Below are 16,279 nucleotides of genomic sequence, written 5' to 3'. Positions count from 1 at the left end.
TCCAGCGGTTCCTTCATTTATCCACTATCCTCACCGACCCCCAAATATTCAACTCCGGTACGATCTGTTGATGGATGATCGGTTCGTCTGGATGATTGATGCGGTGTAACAAGGTTCGGATGGCGAGTTTCCCCATGAATTCCAAGTTGGTGGCAACGTTGGTCAATCGTGGGATCGCCATGCGTGTGAATTCTGTTTCGTCAAAACAAATGATACTGATGTCATCTGGTATCGTATAGCCAGCGGATTGGAGATAGCTGTTGAGCATGAAGGCTAATCCGGAATTGACACAAAACCAAGCATCGGGCATTTGCTCGATGCTTTTTAGGCGACTGAACAAAGCACCTTGGGATTCCTCGATTTCGGTGATCTCGATTTCTGGCTCTTGTGAGATGCCGTGTTCTGCCAAGGCGCGATGGTAGCCCCGGTGGCGTTCGAGGTAGCTTGGCGAAAAGGTGGTGTCGCCGATGAAGCCGATTCGTTTCATGCCATTCGCAATGAGTAATGAAATGGCTTGGAACGTGCCGTCGGTATTTTTGGACAAAATGGCATCCGCGAGTAATTCTGGATCGTGATGATCGATCAAAGTAACGGGGATTCCTGTAGCAATCACTTGTTTTATGTAGTCATTGTTACTATGAGAAAGTACTAAAATACCGTCATATTCATTGATGTGTTCTGGCAGGATCATTTGTTGTAGTGTTTCATCGGTTAAGGTATACGTGTCTAATTTGATATGTGCGCGTTGTGCGGCAGATTCTGCGCTTTTCACGATTTCGCCGAAGAAACTTGTTTGGGAAAAGGCAAATTCAGTTGCCATCAAAAGAAAGCTCATGGTGGTGTCTTCTGTGACGGTTTGGTAACGATAGCCTAGTTCGTCGGCTTTATTTTTTACTAGTTGTTTGGTTTGTTGGCTGACGCCTGGTTTGTTTCGTAGTGCTTGCGAAACGGAATTTTTAGAGATTCCTAGTGCATCAGCGATGTCTTGCATCGAAGCTTTTTTCATAAGTTCACCTAATTTCTCGTAATGTTTATATTGATTATAACATAGTACATCTATAATAATCACCTAAAAAGATTACAAACGTAACTTTGTAATGTTAATTACGTAATGTTGACAAACGTAATTACGGATGGTATGATTGTCGCAGTTATAAGAAACCGTTTACAAACCAAGGAGGAAGATTCATGAAGATGAAGAAAATATTTTTGGGACTTACGACTGTATTAGCAGGAACTGTTTTACTTGCGGGCTGTGGCAATCAATCAACGAGTGGGGATTCTGGCTCAGATGATGGGAAAACGAAAATCACTTTTTGGGCGGCACCTAATCCGACGCAATTGAGCTATTGGCAAGAAATGGCGACAGAATTCGAAGCACAAAATGACGATATCACAGTCGAAGTGACTCAAATGAAAGAAAGTCCATCTTCTGAAGCGACGATCCAAAGTGCGATTGCATCGAATACGGCACCGACGTTGTCTGAAAATGTGAACCGTAGTTTTGCGGCACAATTGGCGGCTAGTGAAGCGATTTTACCATTGAATCAACAAAGTGGATTTGATTCGATCGTGGAAGCAAGACACATGGATCAAACGATTGAAAGCTGGAAATTTTCTGACGATAGTCAATATGTATTACCAGTGTATTCAAACCCGATTTTATTTGGTTGGCGAATCGATTTACTAGAAGAACTTGGCTTTTCGGAGGTTCCCAAAACATATTCTGAATTGTTAGAGGTTGTAGAAAAGGTTCAGGAAACAGATAAAGCATTATGGGCGAAAAGAGACTTGTCTGACCCAACAGCTTGGATGCGTTGGTTTGATTTCTTCCCGTTGTACAATGCGGCGAGTGAAGGTGGCAGTTTTGTAGAAAATGAGAAGTTTTCTGTGGATGAGGCTGCAATGACGGATGTATTTGAGTTGATGAGTCAATTAGCAGATGCGAATGTTTTGCGAACAGGTGAAGCGACTGATCCATTTGAAAATGGGGATAGTATCATGACTGATCTTGGTCCATGGACATTCCCAAATTGGGACGAAAAATATCCTGAGTTGACGTTTGGTGAAAACTACACAGTGACGACACCTGTTGTGCCTGATGCCTTAGCAGATGTGAAAGAAGTTTCGACTTACGCAGATGCGAAAGGGATCGTGATGTACGCGCAAGCAACTGAAGAAGAACAGGCAGCAGCGATGGCGTTCTTAGAATTTGTTTATTTAGATGATGAACATGACATGAAGTTACTAGAAATGACGTCATTGATCCCTGCGAGAGACGATGCGAAAGAAAATGAAATTTTTGCTGCATACTTTGAAGAGAATCCAGCGATGAAAGTATATGCAGAAAATGTTCCATTTGCTGTACCGGCAATGGATAATGAAAAATTCAATGAGATTCAACAAGCGTTTGGTGAACAAGCGTGGGTACCAGTGATTCGTGGAGAAAAGGATGCGAAAACTGCAACAGCAGATGCCAAATCAGCGGTTGAAGGGGCGCTTCAGTAATGAACAAAAATACAAAGTTGGGCTGGTTATTTACCAGCCCATACCTGATTTTTACTGTCATCTTCTTTTTGTTACCGCTTTTATGGTCGTTTTGGTTAGCGCTGACAAGTTGGAATATGATTTCACCAACGGTTGAATTTGTTGGTTTCAAAAATTTTATTGATGCGTTTCATAGTCCGGCGATTCGAGCAGCATTTGTGGTGACCTATAAATTTCTACTGGTCTTTGTTCCGATGGCTTTGATTTTATCGATGACGATTGCGTTGTTAGTGAATAGTTTGCCTAAGTTTAAAGGCTTGTATATGGTTGCCTTCTTTTTACCTTATCTTTCCAGTGGGGTCGTGACCTCATTGATCGTGAAAGGTTTGCTTTCGTACAATGGCCCTTTTAATACGTTTTTACGTACGAGAATGGGCTGGGATATTGATTGGTTGGGGAATCCTCAGACGTCGATTTTTATCGTTTCACTGATGATTGCTTGGAAGATGTCTGGCTATTATGGGTTGATCTTGATTTCTGGTTTGGGAAATATCAATAAAGAAGTGTATGAGGCAGCGGCGATCGATGGGGCAAGTGCGTGGACGCGTTTTTGGAAGATCACGTTTCCGATGCTTTATCCTGCGTTTTTCACGGTGACGGTGCTTGCTGTGGGGATTAGTTTTGGGATCTTTACGGAAGTGTATCAATTGACTGGTGGCGGGCCGAATTTTGCTACGAATACGTGGCAAATGGAGATCTATAATCAAGCGTTTGTCAATCTTCGCTCGGGGTATGCTTCAGCAGTCGCGTTAATGGCTTCTGTGGTGACGTTTGCTTCGATTGGTGTGATTCGTAAACTATTAGAAAAATGGGGGGAGAAAAATGGTTGGTCATAAACGGACAAAAGGCAAAAATACGATTCTTTATCTTGTAACGACCCTCGTAATGCTGATCATGACGTTTCCTTTTGTGTACTTAGTCATGCATTCTTTTGCAGTTTGGGATCAAGTGGATCGTCGCATTATCCCGACAAATTTTAGTTTACGTTCTTGGACGTGGCTTTTCGGAGGTTCACCGACTTCTGCGGATGTTCCGTGGTTGGGGGCTTTTGTCAATACAACGATCGTGGCGACGGTAGCAACTGTTTTAATGATGTTGTTTGCTTTGATGGTCGGTTATGCGTTGGCAAAGATCGAGTTTAAAGGGAAAAAATTAGTAAACAATTTTATTCTTTTCCAAATGTTTTTCCCAGCAATCATTTTACTGATCCCGCAGTTTTTAATGGTAACGAGAGTGGGGTTACTGGATTCATATGCAGGAATGATCATTCCTACAGCAATCAGTTTATGGGCGATTTTTATGTATACGAACTTTTTCAAAGCGATTCCCAATACATTGATTGAAGCGGCGAAGCTAGATGGTGCAACGGAGATGCAAGTCTTGTTCAAAGTCGTTTTGCCGATGTCTAAATCGATTACGACGGTGATTTTCTTGTTCTTGTTTACGGATCGTTGGACGAATTTATTGTGGGATATGATCGTATCGAAAAGTGATAGTACAGTGACGTTGAATGTCTTGATTTCGCAAATGTTCGGCCCCTATGGCACGTTTCCAGGACCGATGTATGCGGCGTCAGTATTGTTGACTTTACCATTGATTGTTTTATTTTTGATTTTCTCCAAACGATTCCAAGATGGTATGCAATTTACATTGAAGTAAGAGGACAGAACAATGTGGTGGAAAAATGCAGTTTTTTATGAAATCTATCTCGCTTCTTTTGCAGATAGTAATGGCGACGGGATTGGCGATATCGATGGTGTTAGAGAAAAGTTGCCTTACCTCAAAGAATGTGGCATCGATGCCTTATGGCTCACGCCATTTTATCCTTCGCCAAGAGTCGATAATGGGTATGATGTTTCGGATTATTGTGCGGTTGATCCGCAATATGGGACTTTGGAAAACTTTCGCTCACTTTTGGAAGAAGCACATGCATTATCGATAAAAGTCATTATTGATGTGGTTTTGAATCATACGTCAACGGCACATCCGTGGTTTATTGAATCCAGTGCGAGCCAAGCGAGTGCAAAACGTGATTGGTATATTTGGCGAGACCAGTCGAATAATTGGGAAAGCTTTTTTGGTGGCAGTGCTTGGAAGCTGGATCACCGAACCAATCAGTATTATTATCACAGTTTTGCAGAAGAACAGGCGGATCTGAACTGGCAGAATCCTGAAGTGAAGCAGGCGATCTATGATGTCTTGTCTTTTTGGCTGGACATGGGTGTGGATGGGTTTCGTTTTGATGTGATCAATAATCTAACGGTGAGTGATACTTTTACAGATAATCCTAGGGATGAAGAGGGGAAACAGGTGCATCTTTATGATGTCAATCAGCCTGGAGTGATGCCAGTTCTTAAAGAAATGAATCAATGGCTCAAAACAGTCGATTCGAATATTTTTACAGTGGCTGAGATCAGTTCGGATCAGTTATCGCTGATTTCAAGTTATGTGGAAGAAGCAGGATTCGATACGGCGTTCAACTTTAATTTAGGAAGTATTGAAACGTTGGATCTAACGATGTTGACCCACGAATTTCAAGAGATGAATGCACGTAAACATCTTCCAACCTTATTCTTTAATAGTCACGATATGAGTCGTTCGTGGAACCGGTTGGCACAAGAAGATCGTGGGACGTATGAATTGTTGTCTGTCTTTATGTTGATCAATCGTGGTGTGCCTTTCTTATTTCAAGGAGAAGAGCAAGGGGTAAGTGATTTTTATCCGACTCATCTTTCAGAGATTCGCGACATCCAAGCGAAGAATAAATACCATGAACATTGCCTCTTTGTGGAAACACGACAGGCACTTTCGGCCGCCAATGAAGTGAATCGCGACCGTTCCCGGGGGATGATTCCTTGGGGAGAAAGTCAACGACCTGGATGGATCGGGACGAGCCCGATAAATCCAGAAGGAGAATTGATTTCTTCTGTCTATCAAGAATTGATTCGGTTGCGTAAAGCGGAGGGGCCGTTTCAAGTAGTAACGAATATTCAGTTGGAAAATGACTGTATCCGTTATCAAGTTGAGCATTTATCTGTGGTGTTGAATTTTAGTGATTCGTCTGTAAAACAGAATATCTCAGAAAAAGTTCAAACGATTTTTGGCAAAGGTGTGCGGAGCGAGGATCGTCAATGGGTACGAGTACCACCAAAAAGCTGTTGGATTGGAAAGGAATAGCAATGATCGAAATAAAAAACTTAATTGAAGATTATCGAAAAAGTAAACCTGAGCAAATGAAAAAAGCGGAATTTTTGACATTTACTGGTGTGGGGACGAAGGATGTCTACAACATTACCGCTCCATTTGAGTTAGCAGGAGAAGTGGTGCTAGCTGGGCGTGTAGAAGCTAGAGAGAGCGAGGATTCAACTGTTCACTTGTTTAGAGAAACAGCTAAAAATACATGGGCAAAGATTTCTGATGGCATCGAATTGCCGCTACAAGACCCTTTTTATACGGTGATTGATGGGCAAGTGATTTTAGGTGGTGTGGAGGTTGTTTTCTTGCCAGAAGGTCAGGCACAATGGCGGACTATTTTTTATCACTTAGAAGATGCAGCAACTGCCCACCACTTATTTGAAGGTCCATGGGGAATGAAAGACTTACGGTTGAAGCAATTGTCCACTGGTGAAATCTTGCTCATGACACGTCCACAAGGAGAAAAAGGCGGTCGTGGTAAGATTGGCGCTTGTGTGATCGATCATTTGGCTGATTTATCGATCCAAAAAATCGAGGAAGCGCCATTATTAGCAAACCAATTTTCTGAGGAAGAATGGGGCGGCGCCAATGAAATTTTTGAGATTGATGGAGTGATTTGGGTTTTAGGTCATATTGCGAATTTTGATGAGCAAGGTGATCGCCATTATTATGCGATGCGTTTTTCATTTGATCGCAGAAACCATGCAATGAAGGATGTGCGCATCCTTGCGGAAAGAAAAGATTTTGCTAAAGGGCCGACGAAACGACCGGATCTTGTGGATGTGGTCTTTAGCGGAGGCTTGGACCTGTCTTCTGAGCATGGTGTTTTATATGCCGGGATCAGTGATGCAGGCGCACAAAAATTAAAAATCGAAAATCCATTTAAGTAGAGGTAAATAAAGATGAAAATAGACCGTTTTAATGAAAATCCATTGATTACACCAGAAGATATCAAACCGTTACACGACGGATATGAAGTGATTGGTGCGTTTAATGGGGGAGTTGCGTACTATCAAGGGGAAGTCTTACTCTTATTGAGAATCGCAGAGCGACCGATCTCAGAAGATCCAAAGGTGATCAAAGCGCCAGTTTATGATCCAGCCACGCAAACGATGGAAATCTTATCTTTTGATCGTGAGGATGAAAGTTATGATTTTGAAGATCCACGAATGATCCGTAAAAAAGATCAATTAGATCGCTTTGAATATTTGACTTCTTTGTCTTATATTCGGATTGCTCGAAGTAAAGACGGACATCATTTTACGATTGACGAAGATGCGTTTTTGTATCCGTTTAATGAATACCAAACGTACGGCATAGAAGATGCGCGTTGTACGCAAATTGGCGATACCTACTACGTCAATTTTAGTTCTGTCTCACCGATGGGTGTTTGTGATTCTTTAGTTTCAACGAAGGATTTCAAGTCCTATGAAGATCTAGGCAACATATTTGCGCCAGAAAATAAAGATGTGTTGATTTTTCCAGAACAAATCAATGGGAAGTACTACGCGTTGCATCGACCATCGCTAAAAAGTATCGGAAATTATGATATTTGGCTTGCTTCTTCGCCAGATTTAGTGAGTTGGGGAAATCACCATCATTTGTTAGGTGTTCGAGAAAATACATGGGATAGCGGTCGGATTGGTGGCGGGCTAGTGCCTATCAAAACGGATCAAGGTTGGTTGATCATCTATCATGGCGCGACCGCAGAACATCGCTATTGTATGGGTGCCGCACTTTTAGATTTAGAAGATCCAACCAAAGTGATCGCGCGCAGTCATCAGCCAATCATGGAGCCAGAAGCGGATTATGAAAAGAATGGTTTCTTTGGGGATGTTGTCTTTGGCTGTGGGGGATTACTTGATGGGGATCAGTTGACGATGTATTACGGTGTAGCGGATACATCAATGGCTGGCTGTACCCTTTCGATCAATGAAATTTTAGATCAAATGAAAGAAGAACGCCCATGAGCTGGCAACAAAAATATCAAGAATGGCTAAATGAAATATCTTTAGAAGAAATGATGAAAGAGCAATTAACGGCTCTTTCTGACCCACAAGAAATCGAAGATCGCTTTTATCAGTATTTGTCCTTTGGCACAGGTGGGATGCGCGGGGAACTCGGAGTCGGTACGAATCGGCTGAACAGTTATACGATCAAACGAGTTGCTTTTGGTTTAGCTACTTATATTCGTGAAAAAAATGCCAGCCAACAAGGCGTAGTGATCGCATTTGATAACCGGCATTGCTCAAAAGAATTCGCTGAATGGACGGCGCGAGTATTAGCCAGTCAAGGAGTCAAGGTTTATTTATCCGACTGTTTACGTCCAACACCGCAATTGTCGTTTCTTGTTCGCCATTATCAAGCGTGTGCCGGAGTGATGATCACGGCTAGTCACAATCCAAAAGAATACAACGGATTTAAAGTTTATGGACCAGACGGTGGGCAGATCACTTTAGAAACAGCAGAGAGACTGACAGAACTTTTAGCGCATGGACCAAATGAGTTGTCGATTGAAGCAGACGCGTTGTCTGTTTATAGAGAGGCTCAGCTGATTCATCTTTTTGGCGAAGAAGTCGACACTCTTTATTTAGAACAGTTGACGGCAGTCATTCAAAATAAAGAAAACATCCGACGCTTTGGCTCACAGCTTAACATGATCTATACGCCGTTACATGGAGCTGGAAATATTCTTATGCAAAAAGCATTTGAGCAACTAGGATTTGCTAATTTCCACGTCATAAAAGAGCAAGCGTTGCCTGATCCAGATTTTTCAACAGTAGCTTCACCTAATCCAGAAGATAAAGACGCTTTTGCGCTGGCATTAACAGAAGCAAAGAAACAGGAGGCACAGTTGATATTAGCAACGGACCCAGATGCAGATCGTTTAGGTGTCGTGGTTTTGAAAAACGGAGAACCAGTATTTCTTACAGGGAATCAAATCGGCGCCCTATTGCTGGACTACTTGATTCGAAGCAAACAACAAACCCAACAAGCGCTGACAAATTACTTTATAGCGAAAACAATCGTCACATCGGAACTAGGTACAAGAATTGCTCAAGCACATGGGATCGAAACAAGAAATACGTTGACTGGGTTCAAATTTATCGGGGAACAAATCCAACAAGCAGAAGAACGAAAAGGGAAAGATTTTTTGTTTGGGTACGAAGAAAGTTATGGCTATCTGATTGCCCCTTTTGTTAGAGACAAAGATGCGATCCAAGCGGCGGTATTATTAGCGGAAGCTACGTTAGATCGCCATTTATCAGGGCAGGATTTGATTGATCGCTTACATGAACTTTATGAAGAATACGGCTACTATGAAGAACATTTGGAAACGCAGATTTTTTCTGGGAAAGATGGAATCATCCAAATGAACCAACGACTGGATCGTCTGAGAGAACAATCATTTTCGCATTTAGGAGAGTTTGTCCTTTCCTGTACAGAAGATTACGCTACTTCACTAAGAACGACGCCAAATCAACAATCATCTACGATTGACCTACCCACTTCCAATGTCTTGAAGTATATATTCACAGATGGTTCATGGTTCTGTCTACGACCATCAGGTACAGAACCGAAGTTTAAGATTTATTATTCAGTGAAGGATAAATCTCAACCTTCTGCACAAGCGAAATTGCTTCGCTTGCAGAAGGGATTTCAGGAACTATTGGATCATTTATAAACAATACGAAAAGCCAAGCTAGACTTCTGAACGGAAGAGTTGCTTGGTTTTTTGTAGAAAGAATTAAGTGACTTAAAATATTTAAACATAACGTTGTTAGTATAGAAACCTAACATATATAAAATTAATGGATAATTAGAGAAGGGAAAAGTTTTCTTATTGATTATAAAATGTTATCTAATGACTAGACATTTATTGCCTTTTCTTTTTTTTGTTTGTTATTATAAATCCGAAATAAATATGTATATATTTGTTTTTTTATCTTTTGTATTCAATGATATAAACAATTTTTTGAATAGTAATACAGATGGGGGCGGTTTGTGGATAATTATATTATTAATAACGTATATAATAACTTCAGCTAGACAGATGATTCGATTTGTCTAAAAGCAACGCGCATCTAATTCTTAGTTTTGATTGACATAACAATCTATCGTTTTATTCATAACGTTATGAGGTAGATGAATTGCAGATTCGGGTGGTTAAATAGGAGGGATTACAACATTCTACCTTTAAAATAGGCATTTTCAATCATTTTATATTTTGGAATTTCTGACTTTTTCTTTCCTGACGTAAATCATTGCACACTTTCTTTTACTAAAAAAAATTGGTATCAACGGGAAATGATTCGCTTAATAGGCAGTTTTATTACTAATTTTTTTATACATATATATAGGAAGAAATTTCCTTTTTTAGACAATAAAATAGCATCTTAGTTATTGATTTTTTTCTTTTTTTCACTAAAATACTCGTATTATAGGCGTATATATAAGTCGTGTAATTTTATATATGAGAAAACACTCATCTGCCAACCCGTTTTCTTTGTGTTATTGAAACAACGATTATATAGTGAGGTGAAGGAGGTTATTTTAAAAATGAAAAAAGTGTATAGAGTTCCATTCAATTATTTAGCTGTTGTTATGTTGTTGGTAGCGAATCTGTTGCCTGTTACGAGTGTGTTTGCAGAAGGGGTGGCACCACCGAATGAGAATGTATTCGACTCTCAAAGTTTATCGATCAAAGCAGATGCTGAAGCGAATACGGAGAACCAGCAATTAGTGGATGTGACGTATGAAGTGACGAACAAAAGTGAGGCACCCATCAATCAGTTGATCATCCATCAAAAAAATGAAAACGATACACCTGTTAAATTTGATGAGCAAACACTAAAAAATAATCAGAAGTTAGTCGAATCAACCGATCCAATCGTTTCGTTTGAAAAGATGGAAAAAGCAGAAGGAACCCAATTACGAATTGCTACCCTTCAACCAAATGAAACAAGAAAACTTTCCATCACCGGGGAACAAACGAATCGATCCGTGGATCAATTAGCAGTTGTGATCAAAGAATCAGAAAACAAATTAGGTGAGCTCAAGCTCAACTTTCCCAAAAAAGAACTTGCACCAACTAGCACTACCTCATCACCTATACAAGAATCTACCGCACAACAAGAATCATCGATACCCAGTCAACCAATCAAAGAGCCAACCAAAGAAACAACGGCAGAAAGAGAATCGACTGTGCAAACAGAAGAAACACAAACAGAAGAATCACAGTCAACAAGTGAAGAAGCAGAGGACCTCGATCCTGGATTACCTCAGGCAGCTATGCCTCAAGGCCCTAGAATTGCGCCAACACCAGGACGAGGCTTTGATAAACCAATCTATAATAGCGTGCACAAAGGCGAGCTTTTTTCTACAGGAAATACTAATCTAAAAATACTTGATGAAAAAGAGTATCGGGCTAATATTTTTTTGAATACTAAAGCGCCTAGCAGTGGCTATGCGATCAATAACTTTGTTTTAGAATTTGCTGATGTAGATGGCGACCCGACAACTTATAATTCTAGTCGCGCATATATTGATCTAGATGGTGCGAAAGAGATTGCTTGGGCGGGGTTATTTTGGAGTTCTTCTCGTTATAAAGGCCCTGCATTTGGCACCAATCTTTCGGATGAAGAAATCAGTGCCCCAGTCAAATTTACTACGCCAAATGGCACATCACAAAGAGTTGCCCCACAGTATTATCATCGAATTGACCAAGATAAAACTGATCCTGGACAATACTTTGGCTATAACAATACAGGCTTTTCGAATTATGCAGATGTCACATCGATTATTCAAGGCGATGGCAGTGGAACTGGTGGCTATACCTTAGCTGATATCCCTATGACAAAAGCCCTAAACCAGAAATCTCAATACTACAATTTCAGTGGTTGGAGTCTATTCGTCGTAACAAAAGATCAAGCAAAACATTCTCGAGCATTCAATGTATACTACGGTGCTAGAGGAAATAAAGCGAATACCAATAATGAGTTTGTCATGAAAGACTTTATTACAGCCAAACAAGGAAAACTAGACCCTATTGTCACCTGGTTCACTGTACAAGGGGATAAATTTTTTACTGGTGACAATGCGCAAATCAAAAACAGCGCAGGTGACTATATCAATATCATCAACACAATCAATCCAGTAGGAAATGTCATGAATGCCACAGTGTCGGATAATGATAAGCATATGGTTGACAAGTATCCCGGTCAATTCAATCCAGGACATCCGAACTTTTTAGATATCGATATCGATCGTCTTTCTATACCCGAAGGACTGATCAAAAATGGCCAAAATCAAATCAGTTTCCGAACGACTAGTGTGGGGGATGACTTCTCCACGAATGCTGTCGGTTTCTCTGTGAATGCTGAGATTCCTGAGCTAGAGATCAATAAAGAAATCGTGAATCCTAAAGAGACGTACAAGATCGGAGAGACAGTCACCTATCGGGTGCATGTGAAAAATACAAAAGAAAATTCAGAAGCCGTGAATACGTTGTCTAAGGATGTTTTAGATAGCCGTTTGGATTATGTTCCTGGCTCTTTATCAGTCGTGAGTGGCCCCAATGCTGGGAAAAAAACTGATGCTTCTGGCGATGATCAAGCAGAATACACAGCAGCTAACCGGACGATGACGGTTCGTGTCGGTGAAGGTGCAAATGCTACAACAGGAGGCAGTTATAAAGGAACGACGGCTGAAACAGTGTATGAATTCCAAGCGAAAATCAATGGTACAGCCATAGCCGAGCAATTGATCCCCAATCGTGCAACTGTTCAAGGGACAGATGTAGCAACTAACACAGCACTTGAAAATCAATCGAATGTGGTTGAAGTAAAAGTAGAAAAAGAAGAGTTAGCAGGAAAGATTGAAAGCACGAAAACGGTCAATAACCAATCGCCTAAAATCGGTGAGGAAATCGACTATACGATCAACTTTAACAATACGGTAGAAAATGGTGTACTGAATCAAGTGACGATCACGGATAGCTTGCCTAAAGGCTTGACGTATGTCGAAAATAGTATCGCAAGTAGTGGCAATGATCCTAAACCAACGTCAATGACTGTAGTGAATGGAAAAGTAACTGCTGTATATCCAAAAATCACTGATACAGCCACACGATCTATTTCTTTTAAAGTCCGTGTCAATGAAGACGCTGTTGCAGGACAAGCCATCATCAATCAAGCCATCGTCGACGATGGCGTGAACCCACCGATTGAACCCGAAGTCCCTGTGACGCCTGTTGAAACACCTGGAGAATTAGAAAGTACAAAAACAGTGAATCACCAATCACCAAAACTTGGTGAGGAAATTGAATATCGTATCACTTTCCGCAATAAAGTCACTAATGGCGTTTTAAACAAAGTGACAGTAACAGATAATTTGCCAAAAGGTTTGACCTATGTGGAAGGTAGTCTGAGCAGCGAAGGGGACGATCCACAACCGACAACTTTGATTGCTCAAGATGGCACGATCACGGCCGAATATGGCAAGATCAGCGATACGAAAACTCGCACGATCGTCTTTAAAGTGAAAGTCAATGAAGAAGCGAAAGTTGGCGAAACGATCGTCAATAAAGCGACCATTGATGATGGCACGAATCCGCCAGATGAACCGGAAACGCCAGTGACACCTGAAGAAACACCAGGAGTATTGGAAAGCAATAAATCGGTGAATGATCAATCACCGAAACTAGGAGACGAGATCGAATATCGTATCACTTTCCGCAATAAGATCACAAATGGTGTCTTGAAACAAGTAACGATCAAAGATACCTTGCCAAAAGGTTTGACCTATGTGGAAGGTAGTTTGAGCAGCGAAGGGGATGATCCCCAACCGACCAATCTAAGTTACAAAGACGATACGATCACCGCTGAATATGGCAAGATCAGTGATACGAAAACTCGCACGATCGTGTTTAAAGTGAAAGTCAATGAAGAAGCGAAGGTCGGCGAAACGATTGTCAATAAAGCGACCATCGATGATGGGACGAATCCGCCAGATGAACCGGAAACACCAGTGACACCAGAAGAAACACCAGGAGTATTAGAAAGTACAAAAACAGTGAATCATCAATCACCAAGAATCGGTGATGAAATCGAATACCGGATCACGTTCCGTAACAAGATCCAAAATGGTGTCTTGAAAAAAGTAACGGTCACCGACAACTTGCCTAAGGGCTTGACGTATGTAGAAGATAGTTTAACTAGTGAAGGTGACGATCCCCAACCGACAAGTTTAGACTACAACGACGGTACGATCACCGCTGAATATGGCAAGATCAATGATACAAAAGTCCGTTCGATCATCTTTAAAGTCAAAGTCAACGAAGAAGCAAAAGTCGGAGAAACGATTGTCAATAAAGCAACCATCGATGATCATATCAATCCGCCAGATGAACCAGAAATTCCAGTAACTCCAGAAGAAACACCGGGCGAACTGGAAACAACGAAAACAGTGAATCATCAATCACCAAAACTTGGGGAAGAAATTGAATACCGTATCACGTTCCGTAATAAAGTGACGAATGGTGTCTTGAACCAAGTGACAGTAACGGATAACTTGCCTAAAGGCTTGACGTATGTGGAAGGTAGTCTGAAAAGCGAAGGCGACGACCCACAACCGACAAGTTTAGACTACAAAGATGGTACGATCACCGCTGAATATGGTAAGATCAGCGACACAAAATTACGCTCGATTGTCTTTAAAGTCAAAGTCAACGAAGAAGCAAAAGTCGGCGAAACGATCGTCAATAAAGCGAACATCGATGACCATATCAATCCGCCAGACGAACCAGAAGTACCCGTGATCCCAGAAGAAACACCAGGAACATTAGAAAGTACAAAAACGGTCAATAAGCAAAAAACAAAAGTCGGTGAGGAACTCGAATACCGAATTACTTTCCGCAATAAAGTGACGAATGGTGTCTTGAACCAAGTGACAGTGACGGATAACTTGCCTAAAGGCTTAACCTATGTCGAAGGTAGTCTGACAAGCGAGGGAGACCAACCGGAACCAACAAGTCTAACCTACAAAGATGGTACGATCACTGCCGAATATGGCAAGATCAATGATACAAAAGTGCGTTCAATTATCTTTAAAGTGAAAGTCAACGAAGAAGCAACAGTCGGCGAAACGATCGTCAATAAAGCCACCATCGATGATCATATCAATCCGCCAGATGAACCAGAAGTACCCGTGATCCCAGAAGAAACACCGGGAAAATTAGAAAGTACAAAAACGGTCAATAAGCAAAAAACAAAAGTCGGTGAGGAACTCGAATACCGAATTACTTTCCGCAATAAAGTGACGAATGGTGTCTTGAACCAAGTGACAGTGACGGATAACTTGCCTAAAGGCTTAACCTATGTCGAAGGTAGTCTGACAAGCGAGGGAGACCAACCGGAACCAACAAGTTTAACCTACAAAGATGGTACGATCACTGCCGAATATGGCAAGATCAATGATACAAAATCTCGCTCAATCATCTTTAAAGTGAAAGTGAACAAAGACGCCGTATCAGGAAAAGAAATCATGAACATTGCTACAGTGGATGATCATGTGACACCGCCAGACGAACCAGAAGTACCAGTGGTTCCTGAAGACCCAGATCAACCAAAAGTTCCAGATGGTAAACTGGTAAGTGAGAAAACTGTTAATCAGAAAACAGTAAAAATCGGTGAAACAATCGAGTACCGTATCAGTTTCCACAATACGGTAGAAAACGGTGTGTTGAATCAAGTGACTGTCACCGACAAGTTACCGAAAGGTCTGACGTATATTGAAGGTAGCTTGACAAGTGAAGGCGACGAACCACAGCCGACAAATTTAACTTACAAAGATGGTACGATCACTGCCGAATATGGCAAAATCAATGATACAAAAGTCCGCTCGATCATTTTTAAAGTGAAAGTGAATGAAGAAGCTGTATCAGGAAAAGAAATCTTGAATATTGCTACAGTGGATGACCATGTGACACCACCCGATAAACCGGAAGTACCAGTGGTTCCTGAAGACCCAGATCAACCGAATAAGCCAGACGTACCAGTTGTACCAGGAAAAGAAGTGCCTAACCGACCAGAGCCTAGAAAACCTGCTCCAAAGGAAAAGGAAGCAAGAAAGTCATTTCTTCCTAAAACAGGCGAAGAAATCTCTTATACGCTGATTGCTCTAGGTGGTATCCTCGTAGTAATCGTAATGGTCGTGGCAGTCAAGAAAAGAAAACAATGATTCGTCAGAACGTAAAAAACTGAATAACTGAACTGTCTTTAATTTGTAGCAACCTTAATTCAGATGATTGGTTACTCTATCTTTTTTCGATAGCAAATTTAGCAGAAACCGTCCTCCAAATAAGTGAATAGCAATATTTGGAGGACTATTTTTTATAGATTGTTCGATGCTACTCTGTTAAAAAAGGGTGAAATAGTAATGTCAAGTTCAAAATTTGCACTAAAATATGAAAAAATATGGACTGCTTAATCCTTCTTATTCCTGTTAAAATGGACTATAATAAAGTAAAAGTTTGTCG

Annotated in this window: 9 protein-coding genes; 8 read left to right on the top strand and 1 reads right to left on the bottom strand. The window is 41.0% G+C overall.

Annotation, left to right across the window (positions count from 1 at the left end):
* Positions 1-13 precede the first annotated feature (13 nt).
* Entirely contained in the window at positions 14-1,006 is a 993-nt protein-coding gene (locus tag IGJ39_RS11005; protein WP_438764700.1) for a LacI family DNA-binding transcriptional regulator, read from the bottom strand.
* Positions 1,007-1,188: 182 nt separating this feature from the next.
* Here IGJ39_RS11005 and IGJ39_RS11000 point away from each other — a divergent pair, with 182 nt between their 5' ends.
* The 8 genes from IGJ39_RS11000 to IGJ39_RS10965 all read left to right on the top strand — a co-directional run bounded on the left by IGJ39_RS11000 (position 1,189) and on the right by IGJ39_RS10965 (position 15,981).
* The gene (locus IGJ39_RS11000) at positions 1,189-2,508 is read left to right on the top strand and encodes an ABC transporter substrate-binding protein (protein ID WP_438764698.1); all 1,320 of its coding nucleotides are present in this window, start codon (positions 1,189-1,191) and stop codon (positions 2,506-2,508) included.
* Positions 2,508-3,383, top strand: coding sequence for a carbohydrate ABC transporter permease (locus IGJ39_RS10995; protein WP_065097084.1), 876 nt, complete (start codon positions 2,508-2,510; stop codon positions 3,381-3,383). The genes IGJ39_RS11000 and IGJ39_RS10995 overlap by 1 nt, the downstream gene beginning before the upstream one ends.
* Positions 3,370-4,206: a carbohydrate ABC transporter permease gene (locus IGJ39_RS10990; protein WP_065097085.1), complete on the top strand. Its 837-nt coding sequence runs from the start codon at positions 3,370-3,372 to the stop codon at positions 4,204-4,206. Before IGJ39_RS10995 ends, IGJ39_RS10990 begins: the two co-directional genes overlap by 14 nt.
* Before the next feature lie 12 nt (positions 4,207-4,218).
* The gene (locus IGJ39_RS10985) at positions 4,219-5,724 is read left to right on the top strand and encodes an alpha-amylase family glycosyl hydrolase (RefSeq protein ID WP_438764695.1); all 1,506 of its coding nucleotides are present in this window, start codon (positions 4,219-4,221) and stop codon (positions 5,722-5,724) included.
* Positions 5,725-5,726: 2 nt separating this feature from the next.
* A complete protein-coding gene (locus IGJ39_RS10980; protein WP_438764693.1) occupies positions 5,727-6,632 on the top strand; it encodes a DUF1861 family protein in 906 nt (301 codons plus the stop codon).
* 12 nt (positions 6,633-6,644) lie between these two features.
* On the top strand, positions 6,645-7,712 hold the full coding sequence (locus IGJ39_RS10975; RefSeq protein ID WP_438764691.1) for a BtaManbiosPhlase: 1,068 nt from the start codon (positions 6,645-6,647) through the stop codon (positions 7,710-7,712).
* Positions 7,709-9,427 carry a phospho-sugar mutase gene (locus IGJ39_RS10970; protein WP_438764689.1) on the top strand — a complete coding sequence of 573 codons (1,719 nt, stop codon included), beginning with the start codon at positions 7,709-7,711 and terminating at the stop codon, positions 9,425-9,427. The genes IGJ39_RS10975 and IGJ39_RS10970 overlap by 4 nt, the downstream gene beginning before the upstream one ends.
* 875 nt (positions 9,428-10,302) lie before the next feature.
* Positions 10,303-15,981: an isopeptide-forming domain-containing fimbrial protein gene (locus tag IGJ39_RS10965; protein WP_438764687.1), complete on the top strand. Its 5,679-nt coding sequence runs from the start codon at positions 10,303-10,305 to the stop codon at positions 15,979-15,981.
* The last annotated feature ends 298 nt before the right edge of the window (positions 15,982-16,279 follow it).

The organism is Enterococcus sp. AZ140, from assembly GCF_051714405.1.
GTDB classification, from domain to species: domain Bacteria; phylum Bacillota; class Bacilli; order Lactobacillales; family Enterococcaceae; genus Enterococcus_B; species Enterococcus_B pernyi.
Note: the sequence above shows the minus strand (reverse complement) of the source record. Positions and strands in the feature narration are given on the sequence as shown.

Excerpts from the sequence above, each read along its gene's own strand:
- IGJ39_RS10965 (WP_438764687.1), top strand. The coding sequence starts at position 10,303 with ATGAAAAAAGTGTATAGAGTTCCATTCAATTATTTAGCTGTTGTTATG.
- IGJ39_RS10985 (WP_438764695.1), top strand. The coding sequence starts at position 4,219 with ATGTGGTGGAAAAATGCAGTTTTTTATGAAATCTATCTCGCTTCTTTT.
- IGJ39_RS11005 (WP_438764700.1), bottom strand. The coding sequence starts at position 1,006 with ATGAAAAAAGCTTCGATGCAAGACATCGCTGATGCACTAGGAATCTCT.
- IGJ39_RS11000 (WP_438764698.1), top strand. The coding sequence starts at position 1,189 with ATGAAGATGAAGAAAATATTTTTGGGACTTACGACTGTATTAGCAGGA.
- IGJ39_RS10980 (WP_438764693.1), top strand. The coding sequence starts at position 5,727 with ATGATCGAAATAAAAAACTTAATTGAAGATTATCGAAAAAGTAAACCT.
- IGJ39_RS10995 (WP_065097084.1), top strand. The coding sequence starts at position 2,508 with ATGAACAAAAATACAAAGTTGGGCTGGTTATTTACCAGCCCATACCTG.
- IGJ39_RS10970 (WP_438764689.1), top strand. The coding sequence starts at position 7,709 with ATGAGCTGGCAACAAAAATATCAAGAATGGCTAAATGAAATATCTTTA.
- IGJ39_RS10990 (WP_065097085.1), top strand. The coding sequence starts at position 3,370 with ATGGTTGGTCATAAACGGACAAAAGGCAAAAATACGATTCTTTATCTT.
- IGJ39_RS10975 (WP_438764691.1), top strand. The coding sequence starts at position 6,645 with ATGAAAATAGACCGTTTTAATGAAAATCCATTGATTACACCAGAAGAT.